General features: G+C 52.2%; 16 protein-coding genes and 1 tRNA gene. 1 reads left to right on the top strand and 16 read right to left on the bottom strand.

Going from position 1 to position 20,826, the window contains the following annotated elements:
• Positions 1-32: 32 nt before the first annotated feature.
• Positions 33-1,439, bottom strand: a complete 1,407-nt coding sequence (gene phoA, locus PanJK_RS05035; RefSeq protein WP_265297690.1) for an alkaline phosphatase — start codon at positions 1,437-1,439, stop codon at positions 33-35.
• A gap of 244 nt (positions 1,440-1,683) precedes the next feature.
• Between phoA and PanJK_RS05030 the strand changes: the two genes are divergently transcribed.
• Positions 1,684-1,771: transfer RNA gene (locus PanJK_RS05030), tRNA-Ser, on the top strand.
• Between the two features lie 78 nt (positions 1,772-1,849).
• Here PanJK_RS05030 and PanJK_RS05025 read toward each other — a convergent pair.
• From PanJK_RS05025 to PanJK_RS04955, 15 genes are all read right to left on the bottom strand, one after another.
• Positions 1,850-3,193, bottom strand: a complete 1,344-nt coding sequence (locus tag PanJK_RS05025) for a VasL domain-containing protein (protein ID WP_265297688.1) — start codon at positions 3,191-3,193, stop codon at positions 1,850-1,852.
• Between the two features lie 36 nt (positions 3,194-3,229).
• Positions 3,230-3,670 (bottom strand): type VI secretion system baseplate subunit TssE, encoded by a 441-nt coding sequence (tssE, locus tag PanJK_RS05020; RefSeq protein ID WP_061718496.1) that lies wholly within the window; start codon positions 3,668-3,670, stop codon positions 3,230-3,232.
• Between the two features lie 2 nt (positions 3,671-3,672).
• Positions 3,673-4,206 carry a type VI secretion system lipoprotein TssJ gene (tssJ, locus tag PanJK_RS05015; RefSeq protein WP_265297685.1) on the bottom strand — a complete coding sequence of 178 codons (534 nt, stop codon included), beginning with the start codon at positions 4,204-4,206 and terminating at the stop codon, positions 3,673-3,675.
• The gene (gene tssG / locus PanJK_RS05010; RefSeq protein WP_265297683.1) at positions 4,181-5,278 is read right to left on the bottom strand and encodes a type VI secretion system baseplate subunit TssG; all 1,098 of its coding nucleotides are present in this window, start codon (positions 5,276-5,278) and stop codon (positions 4,181-4,183) included. The genes tssJ and tssG overlap by 26 nt, the downstream gene beginning before the upstream one ends.
• Positions 5,233-6,996 (bottom strand): type VI secretion system baseplate subunit TssF, encoded by a 1,764-nt coding sequence (gene tssF / locus PanJK_RS05005; protein WP_265297681.1) that lies wholly within the window; start codon positions 6,994-6,996, stop codon positions 5,233-5,235. The genes tssG and tssF overlap by 46 nt, the downstream gene beginning before the upstream one ends.
• Positions 6,997-7,025: 29 nt before the next feature.
• Positions 7,026-7,523, bottom strand: a complete 498-nt coding sequence (locus tag PanJK_RS05000; RefSeq protein WP_265297678.1) for a DUF805 domain-containing protein — start codon at positions 7,521-7,523, stop codon at positions 7,026-7,028.
• A gap of 41 nt (positions 7,524-7,564) precedes the next feature.
• Positions 7,565-8,275, bottom strand: coding sequence for a hypothetical protein (locus PanJK_RS04995; RefSeq protein WP_265297676.1), 711 nt, complete (start codon positions 8,273-8,275; stop codon positions 7,565-7,567).
• 17 nt (positions 8,276-8,292) lie between these two features.
• The gene (gene tssA / locus PanJK_RS04990) at positions 8,293-9,876 is read right to left on the bottom strand and encodes a type VI secretion system protein TssA (protein WP_265298541.1); all 1,584 of its coding nucleotides are present in this window, start codon (positions 9,874-9,876) and stop codon (positions 8,293-8,295) included.
• Positions 9,873-13,262, bottom strand: coding sequence for an ImcF-related family protein (locus PanJK_RS04985; protein WP_265297674.1), 3,390 nt, complete (start codon positions 13,260-13,262; stop codon positions 9,873-9,875). The genes tssA and PanJK_RS04985 overlap by 4 nt, the downstream gene beginning before the upstream one ends.
• Positions 13,249-14,409 carry a hypothetical protein gene (locus PanJK_RS04980; protein ID WP_265297671.1) on the bottom strand — a complete coding sequence of 387 codons (1,161 nt, stop codon included), beginning with the start codon at positions 14,407-14,409 and terminating at the stop codon, positions 13,249-13,251. The genes PanJK_RS04985 and PanJK_RS04980 overlap by 14 nt, the downstream gene beginning before the upstream one ends.
• Before the next feature lie 3 nt (positions 14,410-14,412).
• The gene (locus PanJK_RS04975; RefSeq protein WP_265297669.1) at positions 14,413-14,679 is read right to left on the bottom strand and encodes a PAAR domain-containing protein; all 267 of its coding nucleotides are present in this window, start codon (positions 14,677-14,679) and stop codon (positions 14,413-14,415) included.
• Between the two features lie 30 nt (positions 14,680-14,709).
• A complete protein-coding gene (locus PanJK_RS04970; RefSeq protein ID WP_265297667.1) occupies positions 14,710-15,465 on the bottom strand; it encodes a hypothetical protein in 756 nt (251 codons plus the stop codon).
• Between the two features lie 179 nt (positions 15,466-15,644).
• Entirely contained in the window at positions 15,645-16,391 is a 747-nt protein-coding gene (locus PanJK_RS04965; RefSeq protein WP_265297665.1) for a hypothetical protein, read from the bottom strand.
• Positions 16,388-18,265: a lipase family protein gene (locus PanJK_RS04960; protein ID WP_265297663.1), complete on the bottom strand. Its 1,878-nt coding sequence runs from the start codon at positions 18,263-18,265 to the stop codon at positions 16,388-16,390. Before PanJK_RS04960 ends, PanJK_RS04965 begins: the two co-directional genes overlap by 4 nt.
• The gene (locus PanJK_RS04955) at positions 18,265-20,802 is read right to left on the bottom strand and encodes a type VI secretion system Vgr family protein (RefSeq protein WP_265297661.1); all 2,538 of its coding nucleotides are present in this window, start codon (positions 20,800-20,802) and stop codon (positions 18,265-18,267) included. Before PanJK_RS04955 ends, PanJK_RS04960 begins: the two co-directional genes overlap by 1 nt.
• Between the last annotated feature and the right edge of the window lie 24 nt (positions 20,803-20,826).

Below are 20,826 nucleotides of genomic sequence, written 5' to 3'. Positions count from 1 at the left end.
CATTTATGGCGACCCTTCCAACAATAACGCCGTTACTTCAACCCCATCGCATTCTTCAGGGTAAAGAACAGATCGGTCTGATCGGTCAAGCCCACCACGTTTGCCGCATGCGGGCCATACGCCGCAATACGCACCTGCGAACCGGTGTGCTCTTGCGAATCCTCTTCTGAATTGCCGTAGCTGATGGTCATCACCGCACCATCTTTGGTGTTCACCGCCTGCGTCAGGCCCGGTGCTTTGGTGCCGTTTTCCACGATCTGGCTGCTGTGCGCGTGATCGGCGGTCACCACCACCAACGTGTCGCCGTGCTCGCGCGCAAACGCCAGCGCCTGCTGCACCGCTTCATCCAGATCAACTGTTTCGCCAATCTGACCGCATGGATTAGCCGCATGGTCCTGCTTATCAATCGACGCGCCTTCCACCTGCAGGAAGAAGCCTTTTTCATTGGTGCTCAACAGATCGATGGCCTTTTTGGTCATCTGCGCCAGCGTTGGTACCGAAGCTGGACGCTCTTTATTCACTTCGCAGGTCACTACCGGCTTATCAATGTTGCCATGATAGCTGGCTTTCGGTCCCTGCCAGCGCACCGGCATATTGCCGTCGGCGAACAGGCCAAGCACCGGTTTATTCTGATCTGCCTGCTGAATGGCGTTCATGCCATCCAGATTATCAATCCACTGATAGCCCAGCGCTTGAGCCTGTTCGCGCAGGGTTTTGCCCTGATACTCGCCGGCTTTGGCGGTTTCGCCGAAGGATTTCGCGCCGCCGCCTAACGTAACGTCCGCACGGGTTTTCAGCATCTGCTCGGTAATCGATCCTTTACCGCCCTGCTCCAGCGCATTGGTTGGGCACAGCTCGCTGGTTTTCTCCGGGCCGTAGCATTTGCGCGAGGTAACGTGGGCGATCAGGGCCGCTGGCGTGGCGTCCTGCAGCTCAGCAGTGGAGACGTTGCCGGTGGCTTTACCGGCGGCTTTCGCCAGCTCAAGAATCGTTACCTGATCTTTGCCGTTCACGTCGACACCTATCGCGCCGTTATAGGATTTGGTGCCGGTGGCCCACGCGGTGGCCGAGGCGGCGGAATCCGTCACGTAATTTGGCTTATGGGTTTTCTTGTCTAATGAATAGTGCGTGTATTGACCGGTAAGCGGCAACGCATCAAGACCGGGGAAGAAACCGCCTGCACCACGCGCCTGATTACGCGCGGCGGTGATTTCCGAATCTCCCATGCCGTCACCAATCAGCAGAATCACGTTTTTCGCGGTGCTATTGATTAGTGAAGCTTTCAGCGCTTCGGTCTGGTCGCCAGTGAGACGACGCGCGCCGCCGTGTTCGGTGACATCACCGGTAGCGGCGCGGGAATATTGCGCATCTTCTGCCACTGCTGATGTCGCGATCAGCGAAGCCAGCAGCGTAACCATAAAGAGAGGTATCTGTTTCATTTATAAGCATCCTTATCCATAGATATAACCAAATGTTTCCGCGGACAAGTCTGCGACAGTGCGGTGACATTTTTGTGACAGAAAGGGAATGATTTGATGACAGAATCACCATGATGAGCAGTCTAACGGCAATACGCTCAGAGCTTAAGCGAATAGAACAAAAGGAGAAAATAGCACTTGACCCTTTTCAGCGATCTCCCTATAGTAGCGCCCCGTTGACCCAGCGCGGTTGACAAAAAAATGTGGTGAGGTGTCCGAGTGGCTGAAGGAGCACGCCTGGAAAGTGTGTATACGGCAACGTATCGGGGGTTCGAATCCCCCTCTCACCGCCATATTTTGAAAGAGAGTCTGAACTAACGTTCAGACTTTTTTTTTGCCTGTTTTCTGTAGACCGCAGATTTTGCTTAATCCTATTCTCTTGCTGATGTGACTAACTCTTGATACCTGGCGATAAGCTGCTTCAAGTGCGTTTCCGCTTGTGCTAATTGATGGGGTGGAACGTCACCATCTGATTGCTGCAACACCCGCAACTCCTCTTCCAGTGGCACCGTCCCGTTGAACGCCTGCGTCATATCATAGACTGCCGTTTTCAGTTCGCTCACCGTCAGATACTTTCCGCGCTTCTCATCCAGTCCGTTCAGGCGCTGTGACAACATTTTGAGCTGCTCCATGCCCTGTTGCCATCCCTGCATCTTCTCAGCAGGCAGCGCTGCCGCTTTAAGTTGCTTGTGCCAGCGTGCACTCATCGTTTTAACCGCATCCGAATCAGGCAACAACAGATTGGCCTGCACCACCAGTGCATTACCGTGCTGCAAATTCCAGTCTGGCGATACGCCCAGCAGCCAGCTCAGTTGCTGCTGCGTTTGCTCCAGCCATGCTCCGTCGTTCAGCCATTCAGGTGGATTAGCCTGTAGTTTGGCAATCCTTTCCGGTGTAAGCGGCGCAGGGATTGGAGATATAGAAGTCAGCAATGCCTGCTGCAACGGTGATTCCTGCTCAGTATTTTGCTTAACGAAAAAGCAAGCGGCGGTGATAAGCGACACGCTTAGTAGCGTAGCGCCCACACCACTGATAAACGCGCGACGGCGCAGGTGCCTCACATCCGGTGCGGGCGTACCGTGAGCCGGCACATACACCCAGCCGCTGGCTTCTGCATCCGCCAGCGCCAGCACGGGCTTCTCAAACGAAACCACTTCAGGCAGCGCTGAAACGGCGTCAGACGTTGAGATATCGCAGCGCTCCAGCATCACCACCGCATTGCGAATGCGGTCCAGTAGCGGATCAATCTGGCTAAGCTGACGCAGTTCAAGACGTTGCAGATGATCGCCGGCTTTGCCGAGCAAGCGCGCCGCCTGGCTGAGCGCCGTTAAGTCAGATTCGGTTATCGTTTGAGTACGCAGGAACTGCTGCAACCGACGGCTCAGTCCAGACAACAGTTCCATACGTGAATGCGTCGGCAGCGGCCATAGCGTCGACCATTCACGGGTGACCAATGCTACCAGCACCGCTAGGCCTTCGGCCATCCCTGCCGTTCCTGCCACGTGAGAGCGAGAAAGTGTATACCAAACTGCACTTTGCAATTCGACGCCGTTTTGTTCGAACAGCGTCAGACTGAGCGCAGAGACGTGCGGCCAATCCACATCCGGACGCGCCGGATGCGTGAGTTTCTGCATTTCCTGACGCAGCGCGGCATATTCCGCTAACGCACGCGGATCGCCACCGGTTTTGACATAGCGAGGTTGAGATGAAGTCATTGCTGTGTTCCAAAAAGCCCTAATCAGGCTAAAAAGTTAAACAGATGCCCTGGCATCAAGGTATTGCTGTTGCTTCATGTGGCGGATCATCACGCGCCCTTCCGGCATAAATTCGGTGCCGAAGCGCACCAATCCGCCCTCTTTGAGTTCGGCATCAATGGCATACCGCAGCTCGCCGGGCATGCTCTGTTCCAGTAACACCACATCAATGCGCTTCAGGCGTGGCTCATATTTCAGCAGCACGCCGGAAAGTGTGTGCATCAACTGGTGTGCGGTGCCGGGCATGCCTTGCAGGATACGCGTCATATCGGGCAGGCCGTAATCCGGCAAATGTGCCAAAGCCCCGGCACGGCTGTTGAGAATGCGCTGCATATTGTCCAGCACAGATAAAATGACCTGATTCTCTTCACTGACGGCGTCGAGTTCGAGGTCACCTTCAAAGTTGCCATATAGAATGTCATAGAGTGAAGGCGTCATGATTACTCCTTCTTCACGGCCAGCAAGGTCAACGTTCCGTCGCCCAGCTCAATAATGCGCGCCTTGTCGGGATCGAGGTCGTCGCGCGTCATCACCAGTCGCCATTTTTCATTCTGCTGGTCCGGCGACAGGAACATGCCCGCAATCGCCACAAACTGGGCGCTCTCTTCCATCGGCACATCGATACTCACTGACTCGCCGGGACGCACGCTCACCGATTTCTCCGCCACTAAATCGGCCTTAAGCGCCTGGCTGTCGGCAGCGAGCAGAGACGGATAATCGGAGGTATCAAACGCCTTACGGTCTTTAATTTGCCAGACGCGCACCACGGTGGTCAGTGCCGCGCCCTGCGCGTTGCGGTTAACACCTTCGCGTGCGACAAAGTCGAGATGCAGCGTTTTAATCTGCTTATAGAAAATGGCTTTGGTCATCGAAACAGTGCCGTCCGTCACTTTCTGCGTCAGCCCGCAGCCGCTGACGGCCAGCGCGAATATTATGGGGAGCAGGGTTTTACCAGCGGTAATCGCCTTCTTCATCGGTCTCAATCCTTGATGTGTTTAACCGGACTCGCTCATAGCGGCCGAGCTGAATAGTAATGACGTCTTTTATTTTTACACTCTGCTCCGCTAACTGCGGCAGCACGGCGGTGCGCCCCAGCTGCACAGCGCTGGCACTTTTGCAGCTTAGCTGCGCATCCGGCAGCAGCTGGCGCTCCACGCACAGCTCCAGCCGCGCATCTAGCTTCGCCCCGAGATAAACGTGCAGCATCGCCATAAAATCGCCGTGCAGTTGTCCGCCTGGCAGCCAGCCGCTCACTTCGTCGGGATTGCGCGTGAACAACCGTATCAGTACCTGACCGTTAACGTCGGTGGCGTGCGTGCCCATCACCGGCCGATTTTTCATGCTCACCGGCTGACGTACGCTCATCGCCAGTACGTTACGCTGCTCAATGCGTCGCGGCTCCCAGTGCATGACCTCCGCTCGCGTATCCGGTGCCAGCAGACTCACTAGCGAACTCACGCCCTCGCCGGTACGCCCCGGCAGCAGCATCACCGGTAGCAGCGCCAGAAACCGCGACACCGGCGTTGCCACATTTTCGGCGCACCCATTAATGCCCAGTCCGGCCAGCCCCAGCAGATACTGCGAGGTATTATCGCGGCCACCTTCTGCGAAGGTTGCCGGATAGGAATACTTGCGCCAGATGCGGTAGAACTGCGTGGTCAGACGGTGATTGAAGATGTCGAGGAAATCCTGCATCGCCTCGTGGCCATCGCGACGCTGGGCAATGTCATCGATATAACGCGTTGGCAGCGGCGATTCGGTGCCATATAACCCCATAAAATTGACGCGCACCGTCGGCGGCAAACCGGGACGGGCAGGATTTTCATAGCCGCGGATTTCGCCCGCCGGGAAGCCCATGCCCGGATGAGGACGGAAGCGCACCGGCTCATGGCGTACCTGCCAGCCGCTGCCGGGCACCGGTGCATCGGGTTCGCTCTGCTCAAGCAGCTGGCAGAAGCGGTAAAAGTTCATGTAAGGCAGCTGTTCACCCAACTGCGCGATTAGCCGGGCAGGCGCTGGCTGTGATTCTCTTTCCACCGGATGCATTTTCCTTCTGGCCGGATGATGAGGGAGAGCTGAATGAACTGATTCATGTCGGCGTAAAGCGAAAGGAAGCGGTTGAGCATCTCGCCGAAAAGGTTGATGTCGCCGTCACCGGTGAAACCGTTGCTGTCTAGAGTGATTTCCACCTCAAGACCACGCAGCAGATGACCGTTTTCAAAGCGCTGCAGGCGGTGATGCTGCACGTCGAGAATGGCGTCGAGCTTGCGGTTACACAGCTCGTCATCCTGCCAGTTGTAGAGCGCCAGCGTGCCGCGTAGCACTTCTGCACTGCTCATCATATTGATGAAGCCAGAGCCGAGATGGCTCAGCACGCGCCAGTGAAAGCGATCTTCTGCCGGTGGATAAGCGGGCAGCGTTGGACGACATAGGTTGCGCACCGTCACTGGCGTCTGTAATACCTGTTCGCAGCGATCCAGCAGCGTGCTCTGCAGCGCCCGACGCGGTAGTTGACCGTTAGTGCCGGTGATGCGTAGCGACAGCGTGTCTTTCGCCAGCTCCTGACCCGCTTCCCATTGCTGGCCGCCGAGAATGAGCCAGGTATCATGTAGCCCGCTTACGCCTTTACGCACACGAGTATGGAAATAGCGCTCAGGTGCCTGTCGACGCATCATGCCGCCCTTGTGGCGGAAACTGGAGAACGGCACGTAATCCGCGCTGCCGCCAATGCCCGAACCGTTAACCGCATCCACCGCGTAGATTTCGGTATGCCCGTCCTGCAGTCGCTTCGGACGAAGCAGGTATTCGCTCTCCAGTCCGCTGATCGTTAACGGATCGGCCTCCAGCGTGAACAGGTTAATCACCGGCACGCAGTGCAGGCGCAGCGACTCGTCCGTCACCGGCAGATCACTCTGCCACTGCGCGCTGAACACCACCTCAATATCGAAATACGCAAGGCCCGGCGGCAGCGTGATATTCTCCAGCCCGTTGAGATGAACAAAGCGGAATTTCTCCGGGAAGGTGAAGTATTCGAGCAGCAGTTGATAGCCACTGAAAGCGCTATCGCCCTTGGGCCACAGCCGATCCTCCTCGCCAAATCCGCCGGGGCTGAACCAGCCGTCGAGCCGCGCACGCTCTCCCTGACCCGCGAGGCGGATGTACAACGCCGCCTGACGACGCGTCAGCATCTGGTGCAGCGCATTGCCAACCGGCACGTCTTCGCCCAGCCAGAAGCGCAGGCGGCTCAAATCGGTCTGATTCCAGTCAGCCTGGCCGCTGCTGTTGATGCGGATGCGCAACAGTGAACGCCCGTCCGGCTCAGTTGCCATTGTCACACCAGCGACTTCCAGCGGATTCAGCGTCAACGCCTGCGTGGTACGGTAGCGGCACACGGTGTTTTTCGGGCCAACCGGACGTGAATAGACTTCCAGTCCGGCTGGCGCGACCTCTGCCATTTTCATTTTTGGCAGGTCCGGCGTCATCGCCACCACCGACAGCGACGGAATAGTGCGCAGGTAGTGTGGCCACAGCATGCTGACCAGCCCTTCGGTCAGTTCCGGCAGGTCGTCGTCAATTTTCTGCCGCAGCCGACCGACGGAAAAGGCAAAGCCCTCCAGCAGACGTTCAACAAACGGGTCCGGCGCGCCAGCCCGGTCAAGGTTAAGCATCGCGGCGCGATCAGGATGCGTAGCCGCGAATTCCTTTGCGGCATCACGCAGGTAGCGCATTTCGGTATCGTAATAGCGCAGGGTGAGATCTTTCATTATGTAGCTCTGATTTTATTTTTATTGCGTTAATGTGGAAGCGGTGATGGTCTTACTGAAGGTTTGCAACACAAATATGTCAGGTAAAAAATAACGCTCAAATTCAATACGAGACTTGCCCAAATCGATATAGAGAGTGCAATATCCCATGAAAAATGATTTGCAATACTGCTGACCAGAGCACCAAGGAATGCAGGAATAATAAAAATATTGCTAAGTAGCAGGCTACTAAACCACCAGCCACTTCGACCAATATCATGCATTCTTCTTACGCCCAAAGACATAACAGGGATGATAAGGATGCTTATAAATAAAAGTTGAAGAGAAAACCCCATCGAAAGGTACAACAAGATATCAATTATGCCATTGCCGGTAAGAGTCAGCATTCCAGTTATTGCTGAATATAAATTCAAAGCTAATAAGTTTATCAGAATGAAACCCCAAAACTCTTTCCGACTTGCACATCCTTTATAATTAAATATGTTTCGCCACCCACCGATGTAACATCTGATGATGCATCTAATCATCTCACCCTCTTATTAGATTGATGAATATCCCTATCCTATTACTACTTTGCAGTGAGTAGATATAGCGGAATAAAAACAACATCCCCAATTAACGTGACAGGTGTCAATGCAAGTTTTAAGGCTACCGAGCCACTGTCGAACTTATCGTAACGGTATGATGAATAAAATCGCACCTGATAGCTTTCATCGAGTGATGTTGTCTGAGGGAAAGATGAACCTAACCTCATTTTATTGATAATGATGCCCTCAACGCTCACTGAACGCTGTAAATAACCGTCCACTGATGAAAACCGCTTATCCTCAAGCGCTTTCTTTTGTGATTGAGTTAATGCAGTTACAGGTTTTCGAGTTCTAACGCTCATTGTTTGTTGGAATTCTGCATTAGTGTTCTTACTGTAGTAGCCTTTGAGATTCATATCGATAAATTTATCATCATTGTTCATTCTTAATGGCACTTTCTTCATCAAATCGTTCAATGCCAATAATTCATTACCGTTAACAGTCACAAAATAGATATTGTCGTCCCCAACGAATCCTACGCCTTCATCTGGAAGTCTGATAATGTCTTTTCCAGTGCCATTATCTCCTTCAGTCAGATGTACATTTTTATACTCAAACATCCCGCTAATTCGATCAGAGAAATTCATTTCTCGCACAGTTGTTGAGCGGGTGTCACTTAAGCTCCATAAGTAATAAGTACAGCCTGTTAATGAAAAAACCATCATTACAATAATCGAGCGTAAAATCAGCATAATAAATCCCTTTTGTTTTAACCCAGTAACACCACAGCGCGTGCCGCATCGATATGAAGCAGCCCAGCTAACAGTTGTTCCATTTCCGGCTGCACTCGCGCTTTATCCGCTTCACTACGCCCGGCGCGAGTGCGTAGGAGTTTTAACCGCCTCGATTTCACTTCAAACAGCAGCGACGGTTCCCACTGGCCGAGCGTCATGTCATCCGCGCTGTTATCCAGCCCGCTAAGCAGGTGTAGCGCCATTTCCTGACGTCCGAACTGCTCAGCGACGCGCGCCATCAGCAGACGCAGCAGCCACTGCTGTCGCGGTAAAGCAGTTCCCGGCCGTTGCTGCAGCCAGTTCAGCGCAGTTTCGATACCTTCGCGATCGGCCAGCTCTACGGCTTCGCTTTCCAGTTGCAGAATGTCATCTTCATTGCTGGCACCGGGAGAAGCTGACGACCCTTCGCCCCAACCGGGTTCGGTGTTCATCACCTGCTGCTGTATCCAGCCGAGCGTCACCTCATCGGCAAACGGCGTACCGTCGCTGAACGCCAGCGTTTCCAGCCCGGTCAGGCGCGACAACAGCCCCTTGAGATCGTCCTGCACGATGGCGGCAAGCGTGGTGTTGCCGGCGCGCGTCAACGCCTGATGGATGTACCACTGCAGGTCAAGCCAGAAATGGTTACCACCACGCGAAAACAGGCTGTCGGCCTGCTCGGTCAGTTCCTGCCAGCTCTGCTGCAGCCAAAGACGTTTAAGCTGAGCGCGCTGGTCTGCCTTAGGCGGTTCGATACGGCTTTTGCCGTCGCCGGAAAGCGGCGGCAGTTGCAGCAGCGTATCGTGGCGCAGGGATTTCATTAGACGGTGCGCAGCAAGCCAGCCGCCGGGTTGATCACGCAGGTATTTCGACAGCGTGCGCGCCTGGTCCAGCAACTCTCGCCCGGAGGCAATCGCCCCCATCTGTGGCGCAGCCGGACCGCTGGTTTGATGCTTATCCCCTTCACCCGCGGCCTGTGGCACCACCGCATCGGGACCACCCGCTTTGAGCAGACGATTTTCCAGTGCTGCATACAAACTGCCCAGACCGGCACCGCCGTGCTCCAGGCTCGCGTCTTCAATCAGCAGCAACGCGCCTGCGGTTCGCAACGCATCCTGCTTAGTGACTTCAGGATAGAGTGAAAGCGTGTCGAGCATGCGCGAACCGGCGGGCCAGCGCAGCGCCGCTTCACGGCTGCGCGCGCGTTGTGGATGCAGGCTGCTGCCAAACTGCGTCAGCAGCCCGGCCATTAATGACAAGCCATCAGCCAGCCCGGCTTCGCCATCAAGCTGCAGGCGTGCCCAGCTGTACCAGGCCGCCACGCGGATGTCTTTGGTAGTGGTGGTGAGCAGATTTTCCGCCAGTTCGCAGATAAGTATGGTGTCCGCCCCGGAAAGGCGGTTCACCTCCTCCTGAATCTGCTGAAAACCGTCATGATAGGTCGGGTCCTCACCGGCGGGATAGTCCGCCGATACCGGCTGCAGCCAGTTATTCCACAGTACGATTTGCTGTTTTGCCTGGGCGCGAAGCGTCTCAGCGTCTTCACCACAGGTGCTGATAAGAGATTTAAGCGGCATTATTCGTCCTCCGTGACGTTAAGGTCTTCCGGCGCGACAGTTGTGGCGCGCTGAAGAAATATGTCTGATGGCAGCGTGAAATTGCGCAGCCGCAGTAGCGCCAGCGGGCCATCACCGGCTTCGGTGCGCAGAATGTAATTCAGCGTGCGACCGTCGGGCGCAGCCCAGCTCAATTGCCAACTGCTGCTAATACCCGGATTGGCGGTGACCTGCGCTTTGTCCAGCAAACGAATCAAGCCCCAGCCCCCCGGCATGTCGCCATACAGGCGGGTGCCTGCCTCGGTGCTGACCCAGCTCAGCGTTGCGCCCGGCGCTTCGGTATCCGCCGGCCAGGTGAAACGCTTCCAGGCCGGCATCTGGTTCACATATTCCAGCTTCTGGCTGTCGATGGTCAGCGTCGTCTGCGATACGCCTGCCGCCGTGCCGGGACGCAGCTCAAAGTGCAGTCCCGCTTCACCGGTGGTGAACACCACGTCGGAAATCTGGCTAAGTTGGTTAATCGCTTTGAGGAATGCCGGGTTGAAGGTCAGCCCCTGCGCGTTGATGCTGTCCGGCACCCAGCGTGTGCCTTCGCGGTGCAGCACGCCGTTAAGTCGCGTTTGCAGGAAGCGGGTGATGCGGCCGGTATCGCTGTTGAGATACTTCGCCAGTAGCGGCAGAGAAACTTCGCTGCTGACGTTTTTGAACGGATAGCGACCGCCAAAGGCACTGTTCCACTCGCTCACTACCGCCTGTTGCCACTGGGCGTTGAGACTTTCAGCCGCCGGACTTAATACCTGCTGCCAGGCCTGCTCCATCGGCCGCACAAATACCGTCTGCCCGAAGTCGCTCCACTCCTGTCCCAGACCAGCAGCAATCAGACTGCCGTAGTCGCGGGTTTCAGTCAGATCGACAGTTTTGCCCTGGAACACCGTCTGCGCCAGCGTCTGCGTCATCGCCTGCGGATCGGCAGCGTTGGTGACCTGCTGCAGACGCAGGCGCACCTGTGTGACGCGGGTCAGGAAGGTACGCAGATTCATTGACGACGTGCTGCCCTGCGCGTCGGTCAGCGACAGCAGCGGACCGAAGGTCGCATCCAGCGGACCGCTCGGCCCGGCATCCTGGTCAATCGCCGGTCGCTTCTCTTTGCTGAACAGGTTCTGCGCCGACTTCACCAGCGAGTCGGCCAGCGCCCCGCCGGTCTGGCCGGTACGCCCCTGCACGTTCAGCGTGTTCATCAACGCCACCAGCGGCGACTGACGCACGTCGGCCATCAGCGTTAGCTGGTCAATGGCATCCGACAGCGTCGGCGCGGGCTGCAGGCGCAGACTATTAAGAAAGTTCAGCCAGGCTGCGCTGTAGTCGGCAAAGTAGCGACTGGTAAGCTGTGCTTCCAGTGCATCAGGCGAGGAGGATTTCCCGGTCGTCGGCGGATTATCGCCCAGCACCCAGTCCATCTCCTCGCGGCGGGCATTGGCCACTTTATCAATCGCGGGTTTCACGCCGTCGTCCCACGCCTGGCGGGTGAACATGCCTGGCACTACTTCATCGGTGCTGAACAGCTGCGCCGCATCGGTATCGCCGGTCATGTCAGTTAATCGCATATCGGCGTAGTTGCGCGACATCTGCGCCAGCACCTGCTGATAAAGGCGTGATTCGCTGTTGCTGACGCCGAGCTGACGAACCAGCAGCGCGCGCACCTGGCCGGTCAGCTCCGGGTCGGCCTTCAGCTTCCATTCAGGATGCGCAACCAGACCAGCGCCGTAAAACACCATCATTCCTGGAGCTGCGCCCTGCCAGTAGCCAGTACTGACATCCGTGCGCTGCGCCCAGTCCTGCATCAGCGCCTGGCTGAACCATGCTGCATCCATACGCTCTGGGCGCGCCAGCATCAGCCATAGCTTGAGCTGGGCGTAAGCCGGTTTGGCGAGCGTGTCGCGCAGCGGGCTGTCTGGCGGCAGATTGGCGACCGTCTGCAGCTCCTTACGCAGATGCGCGGCTGCCGCATCGCGCAGTAACGGTAGCGCCGCCTGCGCGTAACGCGGCCAGAGCGCCGCCAGCAGCGCGTCGTTTTGATTCAGTCCAAGACGGCTGTACCACGGCGCACCGTGCTCCGCACGATGTTGCAGGCGCTGCATGGTTTTCTGCAGATCAGAAAGCGCCACCAGGCGCTGCTGCAGCGGTTGTCCAGTATCGGCCGCCTGCATCGCCTGCGTGTGGGAGTTGCTGATAACGCTGCTGTTGGTGGTGAATGACATCAGCAGACCCGCGCCCCAGGCAATCACCGCCAGGCACGCCACGGATGCCAGTAGCCGCAACCAGGAAAAGCCGCGACGCTGCGGACGCAGGTGCGCCGGCAGCGAAGTGAAGGAAGACGGCAGCGCATCCCAGCGGTTATCGCGGCCCCAGTGATTGGGCACCGCACGTTCTGCACCTTCAGAGGGCGGGCTGAATACCAGCCCCGCCAGCGGTAGCGGTCGATACGGATTCTGCAGTGGTGTAATAAGCGCGTTGAGTGTTTCAGGCTCACGCGTCAGCTGGTCTGCCAGGCTCAACAGGAAACGATGCTGCGGCGAACCAGCCGCCTGCTGAATGCCCTGGGTGGTGAGCTGCGCTGCCAACTCCGCCAGCAACTTGTCTATTTTGCCTGTGGTAAGCGTCTGAACGCCCACCGCCTGAGTTATGCGGCCCTGCTGCTTTTCGGCGCGCGGATGCAGCGACCAGACATAAAGCGGCAACCGCCAGCCCAGCTTCTCATAGCGTGCCGATAACGCGTGGGCGGTGGCATCCATCGCGGCGGCAGAAGGTAATGCTGTGGCAGGTACGCCTGAAGTGTCGGCAAGATGATCAACGGCGGAGGTAACCCAGATCATCGCATCAGCCGGACGACGACGCAGACGTTTTAGGGCGGTCAGCCAACTTTCATCTGGTGAGGATGCAGGATCGCCGCCCCAGAGTAATAATGTGCCGCGATCTTCCTGCCAGAGCTGAGCCGTAAGACCTGGAGTCAGTTGCTCCACTTCAGCGGCAGTACCGGTTATCAGCAGGATGCGTGTTTTACGTCCCCAGGGCCGACCGTAGAGGTTACGCATGGCGTTACGGATGGTATCAACGGTGACATTGTGGGGCGGAGTCTGCCTGACGCGGCCTTCATCAGCGGGTAGCACATTTTTACGTTTTGCCTGTAACCGTGACCACTGTAATTTCATTGCGAGGCCGATTGTTTTGCCATGAAAAACGATCAGAAGCAGGAGCAGCGCTACAGCAATTCCTAACAGCTTTGGTCCAATGCTGTAAAGCCCGATCGTCCCGCCCTTTGTCCAGATGACCAGCGCTATTGCCGCAGCAATCAACACAGTAAGGCTAAGGCGACCCCAGTTGCCACGCCACACTGAACTATCCTTCGCCATTCATCATATTTCCTATAGTTACGGTATTTATAAAACGTTTCTCACTATCCCTTGAAAGCATCAGGCAGTTCTCTTTCGTCAGCGCAGCAATATCGCCGGCGACAGCTGCCAGAATCCAAGGTGAAAAAGGGCCACTAAGTCCAGCGTACTTTTCCAGCCAGTGGCATTGCTCTGGCCTCCAGGAGCCTTCATATTTGTTGGCGCAGGCCAAGAGAGTAGAAAAGTCATCGCCCCACTTCATGCTGTCACCCACAATTGCAGCCGTAGTGATCGCCTGTGACTGAATGGAAAAAAAGGTATCGAGTTCTGCCTTCAATGTTATGCCCTTATCAAGCGACATAGGCCGAAGCAAGCGCGCATGATGGCTAAGCCTGTATTTTGTAGCCACATCATCAGAGGTCAGTAGGAGGGCTGCCAGCGCGTCACTGTATTTATCCCTGCCCTGAGTCTGATGAACCAGAATCAGATCCACATCCAGGGTCGGCGATTTAAGCCGCTCTTCGAGAGAGAGAAAAGACTTTGATTTCAAAATATTCACCACAGGAACCGGGCGAACAGAAGACATATTTTTATGCCAGGCTTCAGAGAAGTTTTTCCGCAGCAATAGATCTTCACTATGTGAATCAGTTAACAGTGTGACATTAAGGGGTAAATCAGTTGGAAGTTTTTCTAACGCATCGCGAACGCTGCAAATTAATAAAGAAAGCCAATTTGTATTTTCCTGAAAATTGATGCGAATGGCTTGCTTAATAAATTGCTCGACATCCGGAAATGCCTGAAGCAGAGTTCCCGATGTCAGGTAGCGGGGGAGAATGGCACCGTGGTGCAACACTGCGATATGACGGTTCGCCCACGTAGACCATTGTTGCTGGGCATAATTGGCTTCATCTAATTCAAATTGATACTTATCATGAACGTTATTATAACGCCAACCGCGTAGGCAAATGAGGACAAACCAGACAAATAAAGGACCTGCAGTAACTAACCACAGATTATACTTTTGGATTTCCCCTAACATCTGGTTAGCATGAAGCACAAATAACAGCACTCCAGTGACTAGAGCAGCAACACCAACAATAAGCCACATGATAAGTGAAGGTTCTTTGGGTAAACCTGCAACATTAGATTTCTGACGTTCCCAGCCCATCACTTATCCTATTGCGCAATCCGGCGCACTGGAAATAACCTGGCAACCACATTCACAAAGGCAGCCGTCCACAACAATCGCTTTGCCATCAGATAACCACTCCGTAGAGCCTTCAATAATCTGATTAGTACCGTGACCCTTTACCGGACAACTTATGTCATCTCCTATGAGAGCTACTTTTTTACCATTGACGATCATGGTTGATGATGCCGATATAACCTGACCTCCATGTGTTGTTTTATCGCCGAGCAAAACAAATCCCTTAGACATATATCTCCTTATCATAAAATTTACAGTTTATTACTTAGCGAGCTTTTGTTTCACAAAATCATATTTTGTTTTTTCTGAATTAGGAAAGTGATGGTCTACGATTTTTTCACCATTTGGATAGATGAGAGTAAAACCCTCTCCTTTTTTTGCAGGAGGAATAGCCGTCACAAGCATATCTGGATGGAAAGTAGGCTTAAAAACAATGCTATTCGCATCATAAACACGGTAAGTCAACATTGGTTGACCTTTTATAGTTAGTGTTAATGTATCTTCAGCAGAGTTCTTCCTAATTAGAGGGAAGTAGTTTTTTTCAATTTCTACGGCACCATAGACATTGTCATAATTTCCATCCCCTCGAGGAGGTGCATTTTTATCAAAAACAAAAACAATATCTGCTGGCATATTATTCTTAACACTTCCGCCAAAATTTTTCATGTTATGATATTGAAAATCAAATTTTATATTGCTCAACTTCCATTCACACCTACCTCCACCATCTATGGCAATACTACTACTTACCCTGTAGCTTCCCGTTTCTTTATAAAAAGGAACAGTCAAAAGGTGATAACCTGCCCGGGTCGTTATCCCCCCCGAAGAAGTGAATATTTTATCTCTGCATTTTTCAGAGCGGTAAATTATATCCATTGGTAAAATATCTACATCTACTGGTTTAACTACCGATATTTTAACCGTCTTACCATTTGTTGGTGGGGATAGTTCCTCGCCTCGCGAACAGCCGCTCAGGATTAAGAGCGGCATCAGGCATAGTATGTTTAATATTTTCATTACTCATATTCCTTACTTTCGCACGGAAACGTTCCAGGGCAGCTCTTCCATCAGGCATTTGCTCTGTTACTCTCAGGTGTCCCACGACTAAGCCGTGCAACGTACAAAACAGCCGGTTAATTTATTTTTAGAATAATGTAATGGAACGAGTGGCGGGTGATTTTTCGACATTTATAAATTTAATTCATTAAATTTAGTTTCTTAAAATTAATCGGGTCAGGTCCATTGGCATTGGTCGTTTGAGTTCCATCAGGATAAGTCGTAATCGAGTCCTCACCAAATTCCTCTGGTCCTAAAACATTAATAATCTTTTTAGAATGAACCTTGGGTTTGAAAACAATAAGTTCAGAATTACTAACTCTGTAAGTTAACATATCTTCATTTATTAACCTGAGGATTTTAGCATGGTCTATCATACGGTCATTTCTGATGAGTGGGTAATAATCATCTTTTATTTCAACGTTGCCAGACACGTTCATGTAGTGCCCATCTCCCCGAGGGGGAGGATTATTATCAAAAACAAAAACGATGTCATTGGAAATATTACTTTTAATATCAACCCCAAACTTCTTCACATCACTAAATTTAAACTGAAATCGTATATTACTGAGTTTCCATTCACACCTACCACCACCATTAACGAAGACATTGCCACTCACTAAATCATCAACGAACTCTTGTTTAAAAGGGACTGTCAGTAGGCGATAACCAGCACGGTTAGTTATTGAACCCGCAGAGGTGAAAACTTTATCTCTGCATTTTTCTGAGCGGTAAATAGCATCCATCGGTAAAATATCCACGTCGGCAGGTTTAACTACCGATACTTTGACAGTCTTACCTCCAAATGGAGGAGATAAATCTTCGCTAAACACACAACCGCTTAGTAATAATAATGATGGTAAGAGTAATACATTTATCATATTCATTCGTTTAATTCCTTTTTTGTCTTGCCGAAACGATCCAGAATAGCATCTGACTCTGGCATCCGCTCTGTTACTCTGATGGTTTCTGCTACTAAACCCTGTAATGCAGAGAACATCCGATTTCTTTCCTTTTCATCATCAGGAATACCAGAATCTGACATCTGTTTCTCAAATGCGATCCTGCTTTCTTTTCGTTTCAGAGTGATATCATGAGACACCAACTCCACCAGTTGATTGTTAATATATGGCAGATAGGCAGAAGACATAGAGTGATTTCTAGGGTCGGTAAGTATAGAATCCAGATCCGGATTGGTATTTTTGGGGAAAAACTTCTTCATGCTTTCAATATTTAATGATCGAATAAATTGCAAGTTGTGATTTCTTGCCGAAATACTTTTATCTTCAGCCAGGGAAGGAATTAAAAAGTATTTTGTTTTTTTAGGTAATCTATACTTTATTCTGCGACATCTGGGAGCACTCATAGAGCCTTCGCATTGCAGGCTTTCCACCACCTGTGTGGTGTAATAGAACAGCACAATATCACCATGATGCCAAAAACTGTCGCCGACGGTTACACCGGAGATTTTCTGCGAAAGCAACTCAGCTACAGACCATGTAAAACCCAGCATGGTACCAACAGGGCCATAAATCTCATAAAACCAGTTATACAGGTTTACATCCATCGGGACGCTGGTGATACTATCTGAGTCATTAACGTGTCGGTAGTGAGTTATTTCAGAAAGATGCAAGATGGCATCAGCTGTAAAAACTCTAGGCATTCCATAGGTGTATAATAAAGGTTTAGTCGATTTTAACTCTGCAGCATAAGTTAACGCCAGCGCCCCGCCTAAGCTATGTCCACATAAGAATAATTTCTTCTTTTCATTTATAAATGTTTTTATGTCGTCAAAACTTGAAGGTGACTTATCCTTGGCACACTCAAACGCATCCAAAAAACCCTTATGAATTTTACCCGTTGGAGCGAGATAAGATGGGCACGCCTGTGGACTAAAGGTGATGTCAGTTATCCAGTCTCGTATCTCCTGTGTGCCGCGCCAAGCAACAACGACATGTTCATCATTTGAGACATAAAATAACTGGGTATCATGTTGAATAAAATTTCCGGCAGTGGTGACGAAGCGTGGGTTGATATAGCGCTGACTGAAGGGGACATCTTTAACTACGGCATAGTAGTCGTTTTTATCACTTAATTTTGGGGCTGCGGATAGATCGTTATATGCCTGTTCGAAATACTGAATAATCTTTTCTTCTGCTGAATAAGAAAAATCGGCCATTATCCCTAGATTATAAGCATTAACTATCGAGTAATCTGTTTGATGGTGCAGTATCAGTGACCAGGCCCGGAATGGACACACTTCAAAAACGTAACGACAGTTTAGCTTTTTTATCGTTTGACCGGAAAAGCGCAAATCTGGAAAGTGATATTTCGGTGGGTTCGCTTTATCTTTCCATTCCGGCATCATATCAGGAAGGCTATCGCATAGATGACCTATTTTTAGATAACGATATTCGTATCCTTCCACAACCGCTTTGGGTTTTACGGTTGAATCATCCTCAGCACGTCCAAAGGGACGCAATGCCCTTTTTTCCATCTCATCTGCAAGCGACTTTGCGTCAATATGCAAAATCAGCTCAATCGGATGTAAACCCTCGATTCGAATGATACCACTGGCGTCGCTTTTACCGGTATATGAAGCACACTGATTACGTGTAGCGGCATTTTCGGCCACATACGGCATATTAGGGATGGGTTCTTCACACTCATCCAGCAGCTGAATCTCAACCCAGTATTTTTTTTGTTTACCTGTCCAGGCATCAGGATATTTGCATTCCAGAGACGTAGTCGCTGTGCTCATTATTTTTCTTCCTTGATATCGGTCATTTCTTCATCCGGGAATTCAATTTTCAATGCTGATGGCATAGCTGTGAATATCCGCATTGTTTTTCCATGTTCATCAGAAACGCCTTCATACACCTCACCTTCTCCGGTGGTGACCTTGTAAAATGTAAAGGGTTGGATTTCACCACTTTCTGAATCTTTTAATGTAAAACCTTCACCGTATCCTTTAGGGAAGGTATGTGGTGGAGAGTCTAGCGTGGCTGGTCCCATTTTCTGCGCATTGGCGCATTTCAGAAGAATATTTCCAGCTGCACCCAGCTCAATATTGCCACCTCTGAGTTTTATATAGGCTCCGCCACAAGTGATAGTCAGTTCCTGACTAGCGCTTACAGTGACTTTCCCTTCGGCGCTGCTTATCGTGATGTCTTGTTGTGCTGCTGCGTTAAGCTCGCCTTCCTGAGCCTGAATATCCAATTTCCCTGCGCCAGCAATCAACTGCATTCCCTCTCCCTGCGCAAACACGCTGACAGTTTTAGTAGCCGCTAGCGTGATTGACTCTCCAGCACTGATGTCCGTATTTTTCCCCGACATCAGACCAACGCTTGCTCTACCTGAAGCCATACGTACTGATTTGGGGCTGACAATTCCAATGCCTTCAGGAGCATGAGCCAAAATCCCTGCTTGCTTCAAATCTTCCAGCGCATTATTAAGTTCTTCATGAGAATCTGAGTCACCTTGGGTTGCTTCAGCTTTTTGAGCAATTTCGTTTAAGCTTTTTGCTAGCGATAGCGCGTTTTTAAGTTGCCGTATTGCCCCTTCCATATCCATCATGCGCCCTTGTGCACTTTGTTGTGCATCAGCCGAGATGAATACACCTTTGCCACCGCGAACGGCAACCCAGTCATCTGTTCGCAATTCCGCGCCTTCTCCCCGGAGCAGCCTGTCATCGTCGACGTTGTGGCCTAAATTAAGCTGCGTCTTGCCACCGTACTCCGTGCTGAGCTTGACGTGCTCTTCGCCGCGCTTGTCCTCCATCCGAAGCTTATTCAGCCCAGCGGTTCGAATGACGTTGCGGGTGCTGTTTTTCTCTGTGACGTGATCGACATGTCGCGAGTCGTGCAACGCGTGAGCAATGTAGGGCTGGTCAGGATCGCCTTCACGGAAGGCAATCGCCACCTCCGTTCCCTGTATCAGCGGGAAGTGGAAACCATACATATCACCGCCATAAGGTTTGGCGAGGCGCACCGGCATGCTTTCCTGACCGCGATCTTTGCTCTCTTCATCCGCATCAAATACCACGCGGTACAAACCGGAGGCATCCTGCCAGGCGTAGATATCATTGTCTTTTGCGCTGGTGACACGCGCTGTCATGGTGCCGCTGACTTTTGGCCGTGGTAACAACCTTGGACGCCAGCACAACGTTTCGCTGTAAGGCACACCGTTGAGGTTAATCTGTAACGCCGACTTACGGCTGGCACTGAGGTGGATGCGGGTGACGACGACCGGACTCTGAAGCTGTTCCGGCAGCGTTGGCAAAACACCATCAATAATGGTCAGCACCTTGCCTGGAGCCAGCGATGCGTCATTGCTGATGCCAGTAATCAGCGTCTGACCGCACAAAAAACGTTCGTGATCGAGGCGCGCGTAATAGTTCGCAGTCTCCGGCGCGGGCACATATTTATCGCCTCCGTCCGGATGGCGCGGACGGTAGTGATAGACCTGCCCGTAGTTGATCTCATCGCCATCGCCGCGCGACATGTCTGCCTGGACCGAACGTAAAATACGTTGCGCCTCGCGATGGTTGTAATCTTTCGCGACTACCCCCGCTTCTACCACTTTGTGGGTGATATTCAGTCCCCAGATCGATTCCTGCCCGTTGTCCTCCAGGCCGGAAGGACTGTTAAGAGGCAACGGTTTGCCCTGAATAAGCGCAGACTGTGCATCACCAAACCGGACGACTTCAGTCTGGGTGTCTGGCTGGAGCGTGAACATGTAAAAGATGCCGACTTCCGACAGCAAGCGGCGAATAAACTGAAGGTCGCTTTCCTGATACTGATTGATTTGCTCGCGTTTGGGATATTCATGCTTCAGGCTGAATTCATATTCCCAGCCCTGAAAACCGTGTTCATCCAGTATCTGGCTTACTACTTCCGGAACCGATTTATTCACAAAGAAACGGTGGGAGCGATATTGCTTATCCAGCAATGCAAGGCGTGGCTCAATAACTATTAGATAAGTCACCTGATCGGCCGAACCCGTCAGACGGTGAAAATCAGTGATGTAACCATGCACCATCTTCTGTCCCGACAGCACCATCAACTCACCCGTGCCCATGGTCAGCGTTGCTGGTTTACGCAACATCTGTGCGGCCGTGATGTCTTTATCCGGGCTGGTGAACAGCACATCGTAGTGATAGTTCTCACTCAATGCTTCTGTGCCGTTAAAGTTCTCGACGTCAATACTGGACGAGCATGAGAGGATAGAAAGCTTGTAACGGTTCAACGTCCCGTTTATTAACGAGGATGCACCTTGCAGTAAATCAGTTATGTTCATGTCATTCACTCCTTGATGACAGCC

The organism is Pantoea sp. JK (assembly GCF_026130245.1).
GTDB classification, from domain to species: Bacteria; Pseudomonadota; Gammaproteobacteria; order Enterobacterales; family Enterobacteriaceae; genus Pantoea; species Pantoea trifolii.
This window is presented reverse-complemented; position numbering and strand designations above follow the sequence as displayed.